We start from the raw sequence: 19,091 nt of genomic DNA on the forward strand, positions 1-19,091 counted from the left end.
GGAGTAAAGAAGGCGGTTTATGCATCTCGGGGGGCGACATAGGTTGGCCGCGGCACGGTGGCGGCCTTACCGGGTCGTGGCCATCGGCTGGAAAGATGTTTTCGTCCGACCCGTTCGACAGTCTGTGGGGGCGCTCGTGGAACTCGACGTGGACCTCGATGACGTCCTGGCGGGCCTGGACCCCGAGCAGCGCGCGGTGGCCGAGACCGTCCGCGGCCCGGTCTGCGTGCTGGCGGGGGCCGGGACCGGCAAGACGAGGGCCATCACCCACCGCATCGCGTACGCCGTGCGCAGCGGCGCGGTCGAGGCGCAGAGCGTGCTGGCGGTGACGTTCACCACACGCGCGGCCGGGGAGCTACGGCAGCGCCTGCGACTGCTCGGCACGCCGGGCGTGCAGGCCCGCACCTTCCACGCCGCCGCGCTGCGCCAGCTCACCTACTTCTGGCCGCGCGTCATCGGCGGCGACCCGCCCAGCGTGATCGAGTCGAAGCTGCCGCTGCTGGCCGACGCCGGCCGCTCCCTCCGCAGGAACCTCGACCGCTCGGAGCTGCGCGACGTCGCCTCCGAGATCGAATGGGCCAAGGCCACCCAGATCGGCCCCGAGGACTACGCCCAGGCCGTCACCAAGGCGGGCCGCACCCCGCCGCTCCCGGCCGAGGAGGTCTTCCGGCTCTACGACGCCTACGAGCGGCTCCGCCGGGAGCGGCACCTGGTCGACTTCGAGACCATCCTGGAGCTCACGGCCGCGGTGATGACCGAGCACCGCGAGGTGGCCGGCGAGATCCGCCGGCAGTACCGCTACTTCGTCGTCGACGAGTACCAGGACGTCAACCCGCTGCAGAAGCTGCTGCTCGACACCTGGCTCGGCGGGCGCGACGACCTGTGCGTGGTGGGCGACCCCAACCAGACGATCTACTCGTTCACCGGCGCGACCCCCCGCTACCTCACCGGCTTCCCGGTGGAGCATCCCGACGCCGCCGTGATCAGGCTGTTCCGCGACTACCGCTCCACCCCCCAGGTCGTCTCGCTGGCCAACCGGGTGCTCGACCGGGCGCGGACCCCCCACAAGATGACCCTGCTCGCCCAGCGCCCCGACGGCCCGGAGCCGGTCTTCACCGAGTACGACGACGAGGTCGCCGAGGCCCAGGGGGTCGTCCGGGCCGCCGCCGGGCTCATCAGGAGCGGCGTGCCGAGCCGCGAGATCGCCGTGCTGTTCCGCGTCAACGCCCAGTCGGAGGTCTACGAGCAGGCGTTCACCGAGGCCGGAATCCCCTACCTGCTGCGCGGCGCCGACCGGTTCTTCGAGCGCCCCGAGGTACGGCAGGCGGTCGTGCTGCTGCGCGGCGCGGCCCGCTCCGCCTCGGCCGGCGACGACCTCGTCTCCACCGCCCACGGCGTCCTGTCCGGGATCGGCCTCACCGCCCAGCCACCGGGCGGGGGCAGGACACGTGAGAAGTGGGAGTCGCTGAAGGCGCTGGCCGACCTCGCCGAGGAGCTCGCCGCGGGCGGCGCCGACCTGCCGGGGTTCGTGGCGGAGTTGGAACGGCGGGCCGCCGAGCAGCACGCGCCCGCGATCGAGGGGGTGACCCTCGCCTCGCTGCACGCCGCCAAGGGCCTGGAGTGGGACGCGGTCTTCCTGGCCGGAGTCACCGACGGGATGCTGCCGATCGTCTACGCCGAGACGCCCGAGCAGATCGAGGAGGAGCGCCGCCTGCTGTACGTCGGCATCACCCGGGCCCGCGTCCACCTGGGCGTGTCGTGGGCGCTCGCGCGCTCACCCGGGGGGCGCCGCTCGCGCCGGCCGTCCCGGTTCCTCGACGGCCTCATGGGCCGGGCCGCCGCCCGCGTCCCGTCGCCGGGTCGCGGCGGGCGCGACGGGACCGGTGGGACCGGTGGGACCGGCGGGGAGCACCGCGAACGCCGCGAACGCCGTACGGTCGCCGCGCCGGTGAGCTGCCGGGTGTGCGCCAAGACCCTGATCGCCGCGGCCGAGCAGAAGCTCGGCCGGTGCACCACCTGCCCCGCCGACTACGACGAGGGGCTCCTCGCGGCCCTGCGGTCCTGGCGCGCGGACGCCGCCAAGGAAGCCAAGATCCCGACATACGTGGTCTTCACCGACGTCACCCTGCAGGCCATCGCGGAACGGGCGCCCCTGTCCGAACGGGACCTGATGGCGATACCGGGAATCGGACGCGTCAAACTTGACCGGTACGGCGAGGCGGTGCTCCGCCTGTGCCGCGCTGCCGGAACCCAGACGGAGGACCTGTGAACGAGGCGCTCAAGGAGCTGCTGGACCTGCTCGACCTGGAGCAGATCGAGCTCGACATCTTCCGTGGCCGCAGCCCGGAGGAGCGCATCCAGCGGGTGTTCGGCGGCCAGGTGGCCGCGCAGGCCCTGGTGGCCGCGGGGCGGACGCTCCCGGCGGACCGCCACGTCCATTCGCTGCACGCCTACTTCATCCGGCCGGGCGACCCGTCGGTCCCGATCGTCTACAACGTCGAGCGGGTCCGCGACGGCCGGTCCTTCACCACCCGCCGGGTCGTGGCCATCCAGCACGGCAAGGCGATCTTCACTCTCTCCGCCTCCTTCCAGATCATGGAGCCCGGCGTCGAGCACCAGGCCGCCGTCATGCCGGAGGTGGCGCCGGCGGAGGGGTTGCCCTCGTTCCAGGACCGGATGCGTCAGATCGTCGATGAGGACTCCCCCTACCGGGAGTGGCTGTCCCGGCCGCGCCCGGTGGAGCTGCGCTACGTCACACCCCTGACCTGGGAGGCCCACCGCGATCCCGAGCTGCGCGGCTCGAACACGAACGTGTGGTTCCGCTACGACGCCGAGCTTCCCGACGACCCGCTGCTGCACGTGGTGCTCGCCGCCTACGCCTCCGACTTCACCCTCGTGGACACGGTCCTGCTGACCCACGGGCTGGCCTGGGGGGCTTCGAACATCTCCGGTGCGTCGCTCGACCACGCGATGTGGTTCCACCGTCCCTTCCGCGTCGACGACTGGATGCTGTACGCCCAGGAGTCTCCGTGGTCCGGAGGCGCGCGGGGGCTGGCCCGGGGCGAGATGTTCACCCGTTCCGGGGAGCTGGCCGTGTCGGTGGTCCAGGAGGCCATGATCCGGGTCAATTAGGTGGGAAACTGCAGGTAGAAAATATGTTGCCCGCCCCCGGGGGCCGGGTTTAGGGTCATGGTCAAGCAAGTCGGGTGTCGTAGCCCGACGATCCGTAGACGGAGGTGAGTCCGCTGTGAAAATCAACATGATGATGCCGTCCCAGCTGGGGCTCGCTTTCGCATGCGGTGACACCGCCCTGCCTTGTGGCGACCGGTCCATCCTCACGGCTGGTCCGGTCTCCCGGCGTCGGCAGGAGGAGTCTGCCCGGTCTCAGGCCGGTCGTCTGTTCGCCGCCGCTGCCACCGCCGAGCCGGTGGCCGCAGGCGTCGCGGGCGTTCCGGCTCTCGCGGGCGCTCCGGCTCCCGCAGGTGCTCCGGCCCTTGTGGACGGAAGCTACGCACCGGCCCAGCACGTCCGAATCGGTGGACTGCGTGGTCCGCATCCCTGGAGGAAACCTCCGGTCATCACCTGACCGGGGTTAATAGCCTCCAGGCCGCGGATCCGCAATCAGGATCCGCGGCCTTCTTGTTTGTCCGCGTCATTCCTGACCCCCACCCAGAGGTAACCAAAGATCAACACCCATACAGAGAGGTGAACAAGATGGGGGCCCAGACGATCATGGACCTGATCGACGAAGCCGAAATCCCCTGTCGTACCGACCCGGACCTCTGGTTCGCCGAGTCTCCTGAGGATGTGGAGTTCGCCAAGGCGCTCTGCGGAGGCTGCCCGATCAGGCAGGCCTGCCTGGCCCGCGCGCTCGAGCGCGAGGAGCCGTGGGGCGTGTGGGGCGGCGAGCTCATCCTGAGGGGGGTCATCGTTCCGAGGAAGCGTCCGCGTGGACGTCCGCGCAAGACCCCCCTCGCCGCCTGACCGAGACCCGGTGACCGAGATCCGGTGACCGAGATCCGGTGACCGAGACCTGGTGACCGAGACCCGGTGACCGAGAACTGATCGACCGAGAACCTGAGACCTTTCGAAAGGACCACTTCCGATGACCTACTCCACCACCCAGGGCCAGACCGCCTCCTCTATGCAAGAAGAACTGGTCAGGGACCGAATACGGACCCTTCACCGCGAGGCCGAGGAGCAGCGCCTGGCCTCCGGCGTCCTGCGCCTCCGGCGCGCGCGCCGTGACGCCGAGCGCGCCACCTCGCGTCTCCATCAGGCGCTGCTACGCCTGAGCTGACCGAAGAGGAAGAGATCGGGTAGACCGGCCGCCACACCGGCCGGCCGGCCGGCCACCCGGCCTCGTGAAGGGCGTCCGCTCCGCATGGACCGGACGCCCACGCGGCCGCATATGCGATCTGAGTTGAGTCACGGGGGCCCGCCACGGCGGGCCCCTTCTTCGTCTGCCGCCCCTCCCGAGACGGTTCCCCGCGGCATCCAGACCGATGCCGTCTCCCCGCGTCGCCTCGGCCCCCGATGCCGTCTTACCCGTGTCCGGCCCCGATGCTCCGGTCCGCGGCCTCAGCCCGCGGCGGCCTGCTCCCAGGGGTCGTCCTCGTCGAAACCGGGAACCCAGCGGACCACCTCGTCGCGGAAGCGGGCGGTGGTGCCGAGCTGGCAGAGCACGCCGATCCCGGCCGCGTGGACACGATGGATGAGCACGTAGGAGGGCGGCAGGTTCAGCTGGCGCGCGACGTTGCCGGGCCTCAGGTCGGTGACCGTCGCGGCCTGCTCCTGAAGCCACTCGCGGCTGAAGGTGAACTCCTCGGCCGTGGTCGGCTCGACGTAGGGAGCGAGGAACGCCCGTAGGGACTCGGGCTCGATCTCGATGTGGGGAAGGATGAACCCCTCGTCCCGCAGCCCCTGCACCACGCTGGCCATGTCACCGCTGTTGAAGATGCGGGTCAGCTGACCGAAGGCGGGCGGGTATCCCTGCGGCAGCCGGTTGACCGCACCGAAGTCGAGGGCGCACAGCCGTCCGTCGCCGGTGACCCGGAAGTTTCCCGGGTGAGGGTCGGCATGGAGCATGCCCACCCGCGCGGGGGAGCAGAACAGGAACCGGACCAGCAGGAGCCCGGCGCGGTCGCGCTCCTCCTTGGTGCCGTCGGTGATGATCCGCGACAGGGGCGTGCCGTCCACCCACTCCGAGACCAGCACCTGCTCGTTGGCGGCGACGACGTCGGGGATCACGAAATCGGGGTCGTCCCTGAACTCCAGGGCGAAGGCGTGCTGGGCCTGGGCCTCGTTGAGGTAGTCGAGCTCCTCGGCGACCCGCTCGCGCAGTTCGGTGAGCACGCTCTTGACGTCGAGGCCGGGCAGCAGCGCGCCGAAGAGCTTGCCCAGCCTGGCGAGCTGGGCGAAGTCGGAGAGCAGCGCCTTGCCGGCACCCGGATACTGGATCTTGACCGCGACCGTACGGCCGTCGTGCCAGACCGCCTTGTGCACCTGCCCGATCGACGCGGCCGCGGTCGGCCTGTCCTCGAACGACAGGAAGTTGTCCCGCCAGTCGTCCCCGAGTTGCTCGACGAGGACCTTGTGCACGGTCGCCGCCGGAAGCGGCGGAGCGGCGTCCTGGAGCCTGGTCAGGGTCGCGCGATAAGGCCCGGCGATCTCCTGGGGCAGCGCGGCCTCGAAGATGGACAGGGCCTGGCCCAGCTTCATCGCCCCGCCCTTGAGCTCTCCGAGGACCTTGAAGATCTGTTCGGCGGTGCGCTGCTGGATCTCCTGGGTGACGATCTCCGCGGGCTTGCCCCCGATCCGCTTTCCCAGGCCGAGAGCGGTGCGACCGGCGAAACCGATCGGAAGGGACGCCAGTTTGGCGGAGCGCGCTACGGCGCGGCGCGGAAGGTCACTCACCTTGGCTTCGCGGCCGGTCCCCGTACAGCGAGACGCCGCTCCCTCCCTTCGGTGTGGTGTCTATCAGCGGCAGGTAGCCGACGCGACCATTGTTGGTGAACCAAAGTCGTTTCGGAAGCAACGACATTGAGGATGAACACTCCAGGATCGCCGCTTCCATCTCCAATCAGGCAATACATCCAATGTGCTGTTGGTCACATTAAGCTCGCGGTCGTCGAGCAGGGCAAGCGCCTGACCTGCCGCTGTGGCCGCCACCAGTGCCGAGAGCACCGTTCCGCAGGCGATTTCACCCGCGGGGAAGCCACCCAGGCGGGCGCTGACGATCGGCCAGCCGGGATCACGGTCGCGTCTCGTCAAATCTAGGCACTGCAGACAGGTGCTTCGTCCAGGCAGCACCAGGGGACCGACCGAACCGAACCCCTCGAAGGCGGTCACCAGCAGATGGGGAACCCGCCGGTCGAGGAGATCCCGCACCAGCAGGCCGTCGAGCGGCTCCACCGGGGCGAGCACCACCAGATCGGGCGGTCTGGCGCCGTCGGCGAGCCGGGCCGCGCGCTCACCCGTCCAGGCGTTCACCCCCGGAGCCAGGGCCGTGATCACGGCGACCGCGCCGTCCTGCCTGCTCATCCCCACCTGCGCCCAGGTCAGCCCGCCGGGCACGACGTCGCATGGCCGGGCCGATCCGGGATCGACGACGCAGACGTTGCCGACGCCCGAGGCGGCGAGCAGCGCGGCGACCTGCGCGCCCACCCGGCCGGCGCCGTGGACGCGCACCAGGGCCTCGCGTCTGCGCGCCAGCGCGCCCACCCCGCCGTCCGTGGCGCCGGGGGACAGGGACAGCATCTCCAGATCCGGCTGGAGCCGGTCCCGCTCGGCCAGCGGGAGCGTGCGCAGCGGGCCGAGACCCGCCGCCGCGTCGTCCATCAGACCCCGGCCGGCCAGCATGCCGAGCAGCGCCCGGCCTCCCTCCTCACCGATCCCGATGTCGGCCGCGTCCGCCAGCACCCCGGGGAGGTCGCGCACGCCGTCCAGGCCCTCCACCCAGCGGCGGACCTCCGGCTCCAGGTCGGCCAGCATCACGGCGTGCCGGGGGTGCAGCCCGAACTGCAGGGTGCGTTCGTCGCGGGCGACCCGGCGCAACGCGGGCTTCAGCCGAGGCCGCATCGGGATGGACACTTCGGGTGATCTCGACGGGGACAACGGGATCTCCTTCCGGCGTGCGGGACGGTCACCCTGCCGTGACGCCTCCCCGGCAGCCCGGTGAGGCGGTGCCGTGTCGGCGATGTGGCCTTTCGAGGACGTCGTGCTCGCGGAGTGCTCGCGGACGCCGCACCGGCAGGGACGTCACCGTGTCCTGACGGCCTCACGGCGACGTGCCGGAAGCGTGCCACGCGAACGGAAGATCCCGTCCGCGTTTCCCCCGGCCTGTGGATAACCGGCACCGTGGTCGGTGACCTGTGGAAAACCCATCGGGCTCCGGCCCCCGGCGTCCGGGCGGCCTGCACTACGCTCCCCGCATGAACGAGCTCCTGATCGACCGGCGCGACGGCGGAGTCGCGGTCCTCACCCTCAACCGCCCGGAACGGCGCAACCCGATGACCGACGGGATGACCGAGGAGTGGCGCGGCGCCGTCGCGGCCCTGCGGCGGGACCGTGAAGTGCGATGCGTGGTGGTCACCGGTGCGGGGAGCGCCTTCTGCTCGGGGGGAGACCTGTCCTGGCTCGCCGAGCGCGCGGCCGAGGGGGTGACCGGCCTGCGCGACCGGATGCTGGACTTCTACCGGACCTGGCTGTCGATCGCCGATCTGGAGGTGCCGACCATCGCCGCGGTCAACGGCGCCGCCGTCGGGGCCGGCCTGTGCCTCGCCCTGGCCTGCGACCTGGTCTACGCCTCCGAGGAGGCCAAGCTGCTCGCCCCCTTCACCTCGCTCGGCCTGCACCCCGGGATGGCCGCGACGTACCTGCTCCCCCGGGTCGCCGGCGTGGGCGTGGCCAGGGAGCTGCTGCTGACCGGGCGGACCGTGACGGGAGCCGAGGCGGCCGCGGCCGGGCTGGTCACCAGGGCCTTTCCCGGAGCCTCCCTGCTGGAGGAGGTGTTCGAGATCGCCCGCAGGACCGCCGCCAACGCGCCCGCCGCCACCAGGCTCACCAAGGTCGCGCTCGCGGGCGGCGGGCACGCGGACCTCGACGCGGCGCTGCGCTGGGAGTCCCTCGCCCAGCCGGTCACCATGGTCTCCGACGACATGCGCGAAGGCCTGGCGGCGCAGCGGGAACGCCGGCCCGCGCGATTCGGCGACTCCTGAGGCGGGTGTTATCCAGGTTAATTCGATAAGGAGTCGCCATAACCTCCCGGCATCGCCGAACAATCTACGAACACGGATTGACCAGCAGGAACGTCACTCACCCTCTGGTGTTAATTCATCTTTCTCGGCTACCGTTCATATGTGCCCCCCGAGACAGTCGAGGTCCGTCGAAGTTCTCGTCGTCGGCGGACGGTTTCCGCGTACCGTGACGGCGAGAAAACGATCGTGCTGCTGCCCGCCGGACTGAGCAGCAACGACGAGGAGCAGTGGGTACGGCGGATGCTCGACCGGCTGGCGGCCAAGGAGCAGCGGCGACGACCTTCCGACGACGACCTGATGGAGCGGGCCCGCGACCTGTCGGTCCGCTACCTCGACGGCCGGGCCGCCCCGTCGAGTGTGCGCTGGGTGGACAACCAGCAGCACCGCTGGGGCTCGTGCACCCCCGACAACGGCACCATCAGGATCTCCACGCGGCTGCGCGGCATGCCGTCCTGGGTGGTCGACTACGTGATCATGCACGAGCTCGTGCACCTGCTCGTGCCCAGCCACGGCCCCCGGTTCTGGGCACTGGTGGAGCACTACCCGAGAGCCGAGCGGGCGAGGGGGTTCCTGGAGGGCTTCTCCATGGCGGCCAACAGCCCCGCGGAGGAATGGTGACCTCACGACAGGGCCCGGGGGAGGCCCCGGAAGAGGCTTCGCGGGAGCAGGAGCGGGAGCAAGAGTGGGAGACGCCCCGGGAGCCTCAGACACCGCGGCGCATGGTGGCGGTCCTCGTCACGCCCTCGATCGCGGACGCGGCGCCGCCCGGAGTGGACGCCGGAGAGTTCCTGAGGGCCGCGGCCGAGGACACCTACGAGCTCGCCGCCGCGCTCGACCTCGTCTCACCCGTCCTGGTGACCAGCGTGCCGGGCATGGAGGAGATCGTCTGGCCCGGGACGCCCGTCGTGGAGATCCCCGACCTGTCGGGACCCGCCCTGGTCCGCGCCGCCTTCGAGGCGCTGTCATCCGTCTCGGGGAGTTCGGGGAGCTCGGGGAGCTCCGGGGGCTCCGAGGGCTCCGGCACTCGGCGACCCGCCCCCGGAATCCCGCCGCACGAGGGGAGCGCCCCGCCGTACGGCGGGCAGGCGGTGCTGCTGAGCGGTGACGCGCCGGACCTGCCCGGCCTGCTGGTCGGCAAGCTCTTCCGCCGGCTCGGCCGCGCCCGGATCGCGGTCTGCCCGGCCGTGGGCGGCGGCGCCGTGGCGATAGCCGCCCACCTGCCCTACCCCGCCTGGGCCGGCGTGGGCTTCGACGATCCCGACCCGGTCCGGTCGCTGAGCGCCTCGGCCCCCGGTCCCCGTACGGTCGCCACCGGCCCCGGCTGGCACCGCCTGCGCACCCCGGGCGACGTCGCGCGGCTGGATCCCGGCCTGGAGGGCTGGGAGAACACGCGGGCGCTGCTGTCGGTCTGAGCGCCGGACGACGACGCCGTCAGGGCGGCGGCAGGCGCAGGTCGGCGAAGACGGCCCGGTGGTCGCTGCCGGGGACGGTGTGGACGCTCACCGCGTTCACACCCACCCGCTCGTCCACCATGACGTGGTCGATGGTGATGATCGGCGGAACGCCGCGCCTGTTGGCCGGCCAGGTGGGGACGAGCCCCGCGCCGACCCGGTCGGCCGCGTCCGCGTAGCCCCGCGCCAGCAGCCCGCGCAGGGCCGCATGGTCGAGGCTGGCGTTGAAGTCGCCGGCCAGGACGCGGATCCTGTCGGGGACGGCGGGGGGAAGGGCCGCCAGGGCCCGCCCCCACTCGTGGACCTGGGCGCCCAGCGGCGGGTAGGGATGGACGTCGACGGGCTTGGCGCCCGGCACGGTGACCAGCGCGGCCGGCATGTTGTGCCCGACCGGCTGGAACAGGTCGTCCAGCCGGGTCATCGGGTTCCGGGCGTACAGGCCGCTGCCCCGCGCGCTCCACTCCGTCTCCAGCACCCGGTACGGCATGAGCTCCTTGAGCCCGGCCGCGTCCAGCTTCCCGGCCAGCCCGGGGGTCAGCTCCTGGGCGCTCAGCACGTCGGGTCTCAGCCGCCGGACCAGATCGACCACGGCCACCGCGTCGGCCTTGCCGAAGAGCATGTTGAGGGTCAGCACCCGCAGCGCCGGCCCTGAGACCGAAGCCGCCTGCGCCGAGCCGACGGCGCGCGGCAGCACGCTGAGACCCAGCGCCGCGGTGGCGGCCAGCGCCACCGCCGTGGCCGCGCGCCTGCGGGACAGCGACGCCAGCAGGAGGGGCACCAGCGAGCCGGCCGCGACGTACGGCGTGCCGGTCATGAGCTGCGTGGCCAGCGTCCCGCGCTCAAGCCCGGCCACCCTGGCCACGGCCCAGGCGGTGAACGGGACGACCGCCGCCCAGGCGAGGGCCTCGGGGACGCGCCGGCGCCGCCGGGCAGGCGTCACGATCGCGCCGCCCACGTCTCCGCCGGCCGCCGTTCTCACCCTCAAGCCGCCCCGATTCGCTCATCACGCCAGTGGACAGAAACGGTAGTCAGGGGGGTGTGAGACGAGCATAAAACACCCGGCTATCCGGTACGGAGAACCTCACGGGCCCGGCGCGCCAGCCGCCGGGTCGCCTCGTCCGACAGCTCGGGGATCTCCTCGATCGGGAACCAGCGCAGGTCCAGCGACTCCTCGCTGATCACCGCCTCGACGCCCGCCGGGGCGACCGCGCCGTACTCCACGTCCAGGTGGTGGCTGTGAGGCGGGTGGCACCAGACCCGATGCCGGTCGAGGGCGAGCGGGCCGGGAAGCAGCCGCAGACCCGGAATGCCGGACTCCTCGGTCGCCTCCCGTAGCGCCACCGCGGCGAGCGTCGCGTCGCCGCGCTCGCAGTGACCCCCCATGGGCAGCCACATCCCCGCCTTCGGATGCAGCGTGAGCAGCACCCGGAGGCCGTCGTGCGACAGCACCGCGGTCGTGGCCGTCAGGTGGCCCGGCACGCACTCGCGCCACATCGCGTCCTCGTGGGCGTGCACGTGCTCCAGGAACTCCTCGCGCAGGAGCTCCTCCCCGGCCGTCGGGGCGGTCCAGCCCCGCAGCACGGACGCCGCGTCCGCCCGCAGGCTCCCGGAGCCTTCCGCGACGGCCGGGTCCGCCGCGCCGGCCCGCGCCCTCGGAACCACCGAGGTCACCGGGACCGCCGGCCTGGCCGTGTCAGCCGTGCCGGCCGGTTCGCCGAGCCCGCCGGCCCGCTCGCCCGGCCGGTTCACCCGCGATCGCCCTCGCCGCCGTCCTTCCGGTCGTCGCCGTCCGAGCCGTCCTCTCGGTCCTCGCCGTCCTTCCGGCCCTCGTCCCCGGCGGAGGAGGACTCCCTGAGGGACGCCTCCAGGCCGGACAGGTCGAACTCCGGCTCGCCGTGGACGAAACCGGCGGGGTCGTCGAGGTCGCCGGCGGTGGGCATCAGGTCGGGGTGGCCCCAGACGGCGTCGCGCCCGTCGACTCCGCGGGCGGCCTCCAGGGCCTGCCACAGCGCCGCGGCCTCGCGCAGCCGGCGCGGCCGCAGCTCCAGCCCGACGAGCGTGGCGAAGGTCTGCTCGGCCGGGCCGCCGGTCGCCCGGCGACGCCGTACGGTCTCGGCCAGCGCGGCGGCCGAGGGCAGCTTGCCCTCGGCGGCGCGGTCGACGACGGTGCCGACCCAGCCCTCCACCAGGGCCAGGACGGTCTCCAGCCGGGCGAGGGCGGCCTTCTGCCGTTCGGTCTCCTCCGGCTTGAGGAGGTTGCCGCCGGACAGCGCCTGCTGGATCTGCTCGGGGTTGTTGACGTCGAGGCCGCGGAGCTGCTCTTCCAGCGCGGAGACGTCCACGGTGATGCCCCGGGCGTACTCCTCCACGGCGCCGAGCAGGTGGGCACGCAGCCACGGGACGTGCTGGAACAGACGGTGGTGCGCCGCCTCGCGGAGCGCGAGGTAGAGGCGGATCTCCTCGGCGGGAGTCTCCAGGCCCTGGCTGAACGCGGCGATGCCGCCGGGCAGCAGCGCCGGGTCGTCCGACAGGGGGAGCCCGATGTCGGTGGAACCGATCACCTCGCGGGCGAGCGAGCCGACGGCCTGGCCGATCTGCTGGCCGACCATCATGCCGCCCATCTGCTTCATCATGCCCATCAGCGGACCGGCCATCGCCTGCGCCTCGGGGGGCAGCCCGGCCGCGCCGAGCGTGCCGCTCATGGTCTCGACCATGCGCGCGGCTATCGGGTCGCAGAGCTGCCGCCAGACCGGGACGGTCTTCTCGATCCACTCCGACCGGCTCCACGCCTGTGGGCTGCCCGTCCCGCCCGGCAGCGCCGTGACCTCGTTGAGCCACAGATCGGCGAGGTTGAGGGCGTCGACGATCTGGCGCCGTTCGCCCTCCATGACGCTCGGATCGCCCTCGGCGACGACCACGTGACGCGCGATGTTCTTCGCCATGTCCCAGTTGACCGGGCCCGAACCCGATGGCGCGGAGAGCATGTCGGCGAACTGGCGCATGGCCGCCGCGATCTGCTCAGGGTCGCCGAACATGGCGAACGGGTTCTCGTTGGGGTCGTTTTCCCGACCTGGCAAGTCAGTCACCGCTCTACCTCGTGCAGGATGGAGGAGTCCACATCCGCCACGTTATCCGTCACACGGCGGGTCAGTGCAAAGCGAGGACATGGTGCCTACCTCGAAACGCCCGCGGTCCCCGGTCGTCGCCGTCACCGGCGCCGCCTCGGGAACCGGCCGCGCGTTCCTCGCGAAGGTCGCCTCTTCTGCGGATTTCCGCAGGGTCGTGGCCATCGACGAGCAGCGCGGCGACGTCCCCGGCGTCACCTGGAGGATCATCGACGTCAGGGATCCGCTTCTGGCGAACCGGATCTCCGACATCGACGTGCTCGTCCACCTGGCGGGAGACTTCGCCCTCGACGCCGACCCCGCCGAACGCAGGGCCTACAACCTGCGCGCCGCGCAGACGGTCCTCACCGCCAGCGCGGCCGCCCGGGTGCGCCGGGTCGTGCTCGTCACCAGCGCCATGGTGTACGGCGCGACACCCGACAACCCCGTTCCGCTGCCCGAGGACGCCCCCGTGGCGGCCGAGCCCGACACCGGCATGGTCGGCGACCACCTGGAGATCGAGGCGCTGGTCAGGCGCTCCCTGCGCAGCCACCCCGGCCTGGACGTCACCGTGGTACGGCCCGCCGCCGTGGTCGGCCCCGGGGTGGACAGCGTCGTCACCCGCCACTTCGAGGCGCCCCGGCTGCTCAGCGTCAAGGGCTGCGAACCCCGCTGGCAGTTCTGCCACGTCGACGACCTGGTCTCGGCTCTTGAGCTGGCCGCGCTCGGCACGGTCTCCGGGGTGGTGGCCGTGGGCTGCGACGGCTGGCTGGAGCAGGAGCAGGTCGAGGAGATCTCCGGGCTGCGCAGGTTCGAGCTGCCCGCCGGGCTGACCTTCGGCACCGCCCAGCGCCTGCACCGGCTGGGCGTCACCCCGGCGCCCGCCACCGACCTCCACTACGTGGTCTACCCGTGGGTCGTCGACTGCGTGTCGCTGCGCGAGGCCGGGTGGAAGCCGGCGTGGACGAACGAGGCCGCGTTCACCGAGCTGCTGGAGCTGCGCGAGGGCAGGCACACCGTCGTCGGCCGCCGCCTGTCCGGCAAGGAGGCCACCCTCACCGCCGCCGGGGCGACCGTCGCGGTCCTGGGCACCGCCGCCATCGTCCGCGTGGCCCGCAAGAAGCGCCGCACGTGAGCCCGGCGCCCGCACCGGGCTTCTACGAGCCCGGTGCCCGTGCCGCGTACGAATCCGGCGGCCGCGCCGCACACGATCGAGCACTCCGGCGCCGGGGCCGCCGGGCACCGGCGATGTAGGCTTTCGGCGTGGACGTCATCCGGCTGCTGGGCATTCGCGACACCCCCCTGTCCCTCGACGAGGTGTTCTCCGCGGTCGGCGACCACGCCGCCGGCGGCACGGCGATCTTCGTCGGCACGGTCCGCGACCACGACCACGACAGACCGGTCACCCGGCTGTCCTACTCGGCCCACCCGAGCGCCGAGGCGGAGCTGCGCAGGGTGGCCGAGAAGATCGCCGCGGACTTCCCGGTGACCGCCCTGGCCGCGGTGCACCGGACCGGTGACCTCGCGCTGGGGGACGTCGCGGTCGTCGTGGCGGTCGCCTGCCCCCACCGCGGCGAGGCGTTCACCGCCGCCCGCAGGCTGATCGACGACCTCAAGAGCACCGTGCCGATCTGGAAGAACCAGCTCTTCGCCGACGGCACGACCGAGTGGGTCGGGGCCTGCGACTGACGCCCGGCGCCGGCGGGTGGGTGCGCGGTTCTCCCACCGGTGATACGGAATAGGCTTCCTGTCATGTCACGACGAGCGCTGACACTGACGGTGGCCGGCATCCTCACACTCCTGCTGGGCATCGTCGGCGCCCTGCTGCCCGTGCCGTACGTGGTGCTGAGTCCCGGACCGACCGAGAACACCATCGGAGACGTCAAGGGCAAGCCCGTGATCAGCATCGAGGGTCGTCGCACCTACCCGACCTCCGGCGCCCTCAGGCTCGTCACCGTGGCATACCAGGGCGGTCCCGGCAACAGGATCGACCTGCTCAGCGCGCTGCGGGGCTGGCTCGACCCCACCATCGCCGTCGTGCCGGAAGAGACGATCTTCCCGCCGACGAGCACCGCGGAGCAGGTCGAGCAGCAGAACAGCGAGGAGATGACCGGCTCCCAGGACGACGCCACCGCGGCGGCGCTGACCGAGCTGAAGATCCCCTTCACCTCGGTCGTGACCGTGGCCTCCGTCCAGAAGGGCCTGCCGGCCGACGGGAGGTTCAAGCGCGGGGACGAGATCACCGCGGTGGACGGCGCCGCCGTGACCGACCGCGAGAGCGTCGCCGCCGCCGTCCGCAAGCACAAGCCGGGCCAGCGGGTCACCTTCACCGTCAACCGCGCGGGACAGAGCACCACCGTGGCCGCCCCCACCGTGGCCGCCAAGGACGGCACACCCGTCGTGGGCGTCAGCATGCAGGTCGGCTACAAGTTCCCGTTCAAGGTGGAGATCAACGTCGGTGACGTCGGCGGGCCGAGCGCCGGGATGATGTTCTCCCTCGGCATCGTGGACAAGCTCACCCCCGGCGAGATGACCGGGGGCAAGGCCATCGCCGGCACCGGCACCATCACCCCGGACGGCAAGGTCGGACCCATCGGGGGCATCCAGCAGAAGATGGTCGGCGCCCGCGAGGACGGGGCGGCGTTCTTCCTCACCCCGGCGGGCAACTGCGCCGAGGCCGTCCAGGCGGTCCCCGACGGGCTCAAGCTGGTCAGGGTGAACACGCTCCACGACGCCGTGCGGGCGGTCGACGCGATCCGCACCGGCGGCCCGACGGAGAGCTGCCGGGCAGGCTGACGGCCGTACCGGAGGGCGGTGACGCGGGGTGACCGTCCGGATTCCCGGGGTTCCATCGGGTTCTTCCGGGCACTGTTCCGCGCTCCCGCACGTTGGCATCGGTGAACCCGGGATCCGCGGGCGTTGTGGCCGGACCGTGCCCAAGGGCTGAGCACGGCCGAACCCCCGCCGGTGTAGGTTTCCAAACACGGACCGTGCTCTCACGACAAGGGGTTGGCCTTGAGCTTCCGGACCCCCGGAGCCGGTAGGGCGATGCGCTTGCCCCGCCGGCCACGACTCTTGATTCCCACGGCGATCGCCATCGTCGCGCTCGTCGCTTTGTTCTTCCTGTTCGTCGGCGTCTTCACCGACTACCTCTGGTACGACTCGGTCGGCTACACCAAGATCTTCTCCGGTGTGATCGTCACCCAGATCGTGCTGTTCGTCGTGGGCGCCGTCCTGATGGTCGGGCTGGTGGGGGGCAACATGCTCCTCGCCTACCGGACGCGGCCGATGTTCGGCCCCGGGATGTTCGGCGGCGCCAGCGGCGCGGACCGCTACCGGATGGCCCTCGACCCGCACCGCAAGATGATCTTCCTCATCGGCGCCGCGGTGCTGGCCCTCTTCACGGGGTCCTCGTTCGCCGGACAGTGGAAGACCTGGCTGGAGTTCGTCAACGCCACCCCGTTCGGCGAGACCGACGCGCTGTTCCACTACGACGTGTCGTTCTTCATGTTCACCTATCCGTTCCTGCGGATGGTGCTGAACTTCCTGTTCACCGCGGTGGTGCTGTCGGCCGTCATGGCGGCCGTCGTGCACTATCTCTACGGCGGCTTCCGGCTCCAGTCGCCCGGCGTGCACGCCACCCGCGCCGCCCGCGTCCACCTGTCCGTGCTGCTCGGCGTCTTCGTGCTGCTCAAGGCGGTCGCCTACTGGGTCGACCGGTACGGCCTCGTCTTCTCCGACCGCGGCTTCGTGTACGGCGCCTCCTACACCGACGTCAACGCGGTGTACCCCGCCAAGACGATCCTGGCGATCATCGCGCTGATCTGCGCGGCGCTGTTCTTCGCGGGGGTGGTCCGTCCCGGGGCCATGCTGCCCGGCGTCTCCTTCGGCCTGCTGGTGCTGTCGGCCATCCTGATCGGCATGGTCTACCCGGCCCTGGTCGAGCAGTTCCAGGTCAAGCCCAACCAGCAGGGCAAGGAGCAGCCGTTCATCAGCCGCAACATCGAGGCCACCAGAAAGGCGTACGGCGTCGACCAGACGGAGGTCATCGACTACGCCGCGCAGGGCGACGCCTCGAAGGTCAACGTCAGCGCCGACAGTTCGATCTCCGGCGTGCGCCTGCTCGACCCCAACCTGGTGTCCAAGACCTACCAGCAGAAGCAGCGCATCCGCGGCTTCTACGACTTCCACGACCCGCTCGACGTCGACCGCTACCCGGACGAGTCGGGCAAGCCGCGCGACACCGTGGTGGCGGTGCGCGAGCTCACCGGCCCGCCCGCCGAGCAGGACAACTGGATCAACCGGCACCTCGTCTACACCCACGGCTACGGTTTCGTGGCCGCGCCGGGCAACAAGGTCGACGCCGAGGGCCTGCCCGCCTTCGACGCCAAGGACATGCCGGTGACCGGCTCCCTGGCGGAGCGGACCGGTCTGAAGGAGACCCGGGTCTACTTCGGCGAGTCCCCGAGCGCACCCGAGTACGTCATCGTGGGCGGCGACCGCAACCAGGAGCTGGACTACCCGCTGAGCAGCGGCACCGGCCAGAAGAACACCACCTATGAGGGCAAGGGCGGCGTCCCGGTCGGCTCGTTCCTCAACAGGGTCCTCTACGCCGCCAAGTACAGCGAGATGAACCTGCTGCTGTCGGGCGACGTCAACGACAAGTCCAAGATCCTCTACGTGCGCAACCCGCAGGAGCGCATCGCCAAGGTCGCGCCGTTCCTGAGCCTGGACGACAACTCCTACCCCGCCATCGTCGACGGCAGGGTGGTCTGGATCGTCGACGCCTACACCACGTCCAACGCCTACCCCTACTCCGACAGCAGGAGCCTGGAGGCGATGACGCGGGACACCGTCACCGACCCGCGCCTGGTCGTGCAGCAGCCGCGCGACCAGATCAACTACATGCGCAACTCGGTCAAGGCCACGGTGGACGCCTACGACGGCACCGTCACGCTGTACGCCTGGGACGAGAAGGACCCGATCCTGCAGACCTGGCGCAAGGCGTTCCCCGGCGTCGTCAAGCCGAAGAACGCGATATCCACCGGTCTCCAGCAGCACCTGCGCTACCCCGAGGCGCTGTTCAAGGTCCAGCGGGACGTGCTGTCCCGCTACCACATCAAGGACCCGAGCGCCTTCTACAGCGGTCAGGACTTCTGGAACGTCCCCAACGACCCGTCCTCGGGTGAGCGTGACATCAAGCAGCCGCCGTACTACCTGTCGGTCAAGATGCCGGACACGACCGAGCCGACGTTCTCACTGACCACCACGTTCGTGCCGCGCCAGGGGCCCAACCTCGCGGCGTTCATGTCCGTGGACGCCAACCCGGGGCCCGACTACGGGAAGCTCCGCATCCTGCGAATGCCTTCCAACACGACGATCCCCGGCCCGGGCCAGGTGCAGAACAACTTCCAGAACAAGTTCTCCGGCGAGCTCAACCTCCTCGGCATCGGAGGGGCGAAGGTCCGCTACGGCAACCTCCTGACCCTGCCGTTCGCCGGCGGCCTGGTCTACATCGAGCCGGTGTACGTGGAGACCGCGGCCTCCTCCGGGCAGGAGCCGTACCCGATCCTCCGCCGGGTGCTGGTCTCCTACGGCGACAGGGTCGGCTTCGCCGACACGCTGGACGCCGCCCTGAAGCAGGTCTTCGGGGAAGGCGCCCAGCTGCCCCAGCAGGAGGTGAACAAGCCGAACACGCCGGCCCAGCCGAACACCGCGCTGAACCAGGCGATCGGCGAGGCCCAGCAGGCCTACGACAGGGCGCAGAAGGCCCTGAACGCCAACCCGCCCAACTGGACGGAGTACGGCGCGGCCCAGAAGGCGCTCTCGGACGCGCTGAAGAAGCTGGAGTCGGCCGCTGAGCCGTCGGCGTCCCCCGCTCCGACGGCGACGCCGACCCCGTCGCCGTCGGGCTCGGCCACGCCGTCGCCCACCCCGACCCCCACGTCGTCACCGAGTCCCTAGCAGGTGAGGAGCCCCGCGGGTCAACCGATTCGCGTCCACCGCCAAAGCCGGGTAGTCTTTAGACACACACCGACGCGGGGTGGAGCAGTTCGGTAGCTCGCTGGGCTCATAACCCAGAGGTCGCAGGTTCAAATCCTGTCCCCGCTACCAAGGCCGAGGGCCCGGATCTCATTGAGATCCGGGCCCTTCGCATTTTCGCGTTCCTGTTGTGCGTCGGTTGCCGCGCCGCTGATTTGCCTTGTCTCCCGGGGGCGGGTAATCTTTAGACACACACCGACGCGGGGTGGAGCAGTTCGGTAGCTCGCTGGGCTCAT

16 protein-coding genes and 1 tRNA gene are annotated in these 19,091 nt (G+C 71.3%); 12 read left to right on the forward strand and 5 right to left on the reverse strand.

Going from position 1 to position 19,091, the window contains the following annotated elements:
• The first annotated feature begins 148 nt into the window (after positions 1 to 148).
• The 4 genes from AB0D67_RS23280 (at position 149) to AB0D67_RS23295 (ending at position 4,300) form a co-directional block, all read left to right on the forward strand.
• The gene (locus tag AB0D67_RS23280) at positions 149 to 2,269 is read left to right on the forward strand and encodes an ATP-dependent DNA helicase UvrD2 (RefSeq protein ID WP_362939385.1); all 2,121 of its coding nucleotides are present in this window, start codon (positions 149 to 151) and stop codon (positions 2,267 to 2,269) included.
• Positions 2,266 to 3,132 carry an acyl-CoA thioesterase II gene (locus tag AB0D67_RS23285; protein WP_362939340.1) on the forward strand — a complete coding sequence of 289 codons (867 nt, stop codon included), beginning with the start codon at positions 2,266 to 2,268 and terminating at the stop codon, positions 3,130 to 3,132. The genes AB0D67_RS23280 and AB0D67_RS23285 overlap by 4 nt, the downstream gene beginning before the upstream one ends.
• Before the next feature lie 582 nt (positions 3,133 to 3,714).
• Positions 3,715 to 3,984 (forward strand): WhiB family transcriptional regulator, encoded by a 270-nt coding sequence (locus AB0D67_RS23290; RefSeq protein ID WP_179826406.1) that lies wholly within the window; start codon positions 3,715 to 3,717, stop codon positions 3,982 to 3,984.
• A 121-nt stretch (positions 3,985 to 4,105) separates the two neighbouring features.
• Positions 4,106 to 4,300, forward strand: a complete 195-nt coding sequence (locus AB0D67_RS23295; RefSeq protein ID WP_362939343.1) for a hypothetical protein — start codon at positions 4,106 to 4,108, stop codon at positions 4,298 to 4,300.
• 281 nt (positions 4,301 to 4,581) lie between these two features.
• Here AB0D67_RS23295 and AB0D67_RS23300 read toward each other — a convergent pair whose 3' ends face one another.
• Positions 4,582 to 5,916: an AarF/UbiB family protein gene (locus tag AB0D67_RS23300; RefSeq protein WP_362939346.1), complete on the reverse strand. Its 1,335-nt coding sequence runs from the start codon at positions 5,914 to 5,916 to the stop codon at positions 4,582 to 4,584.
• 63 nt (positions 5,917 to 5,979) lie between these two features.
• Positions 5,980 to 7,080 (reverse strand): ThiF family adenylyltransferase, encoded by a 1,101-nt coding sequence (locus AB0D67_RS23305; protein ID WP_362939349.1) that lies wholly within the window; start codon positions 7,078 to 7,080, stop codon positions 5,980 to 5,982.
• 353 nt (positions 7,081 to 7,433) lie between these two features.
• On the opposite strand from AB0D67_RS23305, the gene AB0D67_RS23310 reads away from it, so the two are divergent.
• The 3 genes from AB0D67_RS23310 to AB0D67_RS23320 all read left to right on the forward strand — a co-directional run bounded on the left by AB0D67_RS23310 (position 7,434) and on the right by AB0D67_RS23320 (position 9,670).
• A complete protein-coding gene (locus AB0D67_RS23310) occupies positions 7,434 to 8,219 on the forward strand; it encodes an enoyl-CoA hydratase/isomerase family protein (RefSeq protein ID WP_362939352.1) in 786 nt (261 codons plus the stop codon).
• A 225-nt stretch (positions 8,220 to 8,444) separates the two neighbouring features.
• Positions 8,445 to 8,876, forward strand: coding sequence for a M48 family metallopeptidase (locus AB0D67_RS23315; protein ID WP_362939355.1), 432 nt, complete (start codon positions 8,445 to 8,447; stop codon positions 8,874 to 8,876).
• Between the two features lie 101 nt (positions 8,877 to 8,977).
• Complete coding sequence (locus AB0D67_RS23320; protein WP_362939358.1) at positions 8,978 to 9,670, forward strand: hypothetical protein; 693 nt, start codon at positions 8,978 to 8,980, stop codon at positions 9,668 to 9,670.
• A 19-nt stretch (positions 9,671 to 9,689) separates the two neighbouring features.
• Here AB0D67_RS23320 and AB0D67_RS23325 read toward each other — a convergent pair whose 3' ends face one another.
• The 3 genes from AB0D67_RS23325 to AB0D67_RS23335 form a co-directional block, all read right to left on the reverse strand.
• On the reverse strand, positions 9,690 to 10,688 hold the full coding sequence (locus AB0D67_RS23325; protein WP_362939388.1) for an endonuclease/exonuclease/phosphatase family protein: 999 nt from the start codon (positions 10,686 to 10,688) through the stop codon (positions 9,690 to 9,692).
• 83 nt (positions 10,689 to 10,771) lie between these two features.
• Entirely contained in the window at positions 10,772 to 11,311 is a 540-nt protein-coding gene (locus tag AB0D67_RS23330) for an NUDIX domain-containing protein (protein ID WP_362939391.1), read from the reverse strand.
• Positions 11,312 to 11,454: 143 nt separating this feature from the next.
• Positions 11,455 to 12,744: a zinc-dependent metalloprotease gene (locus AB0D67_RS23335; RefSeq protein ID WP_362939394.1), complete on the reverse strand. Its 1,290-nt coding sequence runs from the start codon at positions 12,742 to 12,744 to the stop codon at positions 11,455 to 11,457.
• A 130-nt stretch (positions 12,745 to 12,874) separates the two neighbouring features.
• On the opposite strand from AB0D67_RS23335, the gene AB0D67_RS23340 reads away from it, so the two are divergent.
• The 5 genes from AB0D67_RS23340 (at position 12,875) to AB0D67_RS23360 (ending at position 18,927) form a co-directional block, all read left to right on the forward strand.
• Positions 12,875 to 13,948 carry an NAD-dependent epimerase/dehydratase family protein gene (locus AB0D67_RS23340; RefSeq protein ID WP_362939361.1) on the forward strand — a complete coding sequence of 358 codons (1,074 nt, stop codon included), beginning with the start codon at positions 12,875 to 12,877 and terminating at the stop codon, positions 13,946 to 13,948.
• A 128-nt stretch (positions 13,949 to 14,076) separates the two neighbouring features.
• Positions 14,077 to 14,502, forward strand: coding sequence for a molybdenum cofactor biosynthesis protein MoaE (locus AB0D67_RS23345; protein ID WP_362939364.1), 426 nt, complete (start codon positions 14,077 to 14,079; stop codon positions 14,500 to 14,502).
• A 63-nt stretch (positions 14,503 to 14,565) separates the two neighbouring features.
• Entirely contained in the window at positions 14,566 to 15,609 is a 1,044-nt protein-coding gene (locus AB0D67_RS23350; RefSeq protein WP_362939367.1) for a PDZ domain-containing protein, read from the forward strand.
• 252 nt (positions 15,610 to 15,861) lie between these two features.
• Positions 15,862 to 18,777 carry a UPF0182 family protein gene (locus AB0D67_RS23355; protein ID WP_362939370.1) on the forward strand — a complete coding sequence of 972 codons (2,916 nt, stop codon included), beginning with the start codon at positions 15,862 to 15,864 and terminating at the stop codon, positions 18,775 to 18,777.
• A 73-nt stretch (positions 18,778 to 18,850) separates the two neighbouring features.
• Positions 18,851 to 18,927, forward strand: a tRNA-Met gene (locus tag AB0D67_RS23360).
• Positions 18,928 to 19,091: the final 164 nt, after the last annotated feature.

The organism is Streptosporangium sp. NPDC048047, from assembly GCF_040653115.1.
GTDB lineage: Bacteria > Actinomycetota > Actinomycetes > Streptosporangiales > Streptosporangiaceae > Streptosporangium.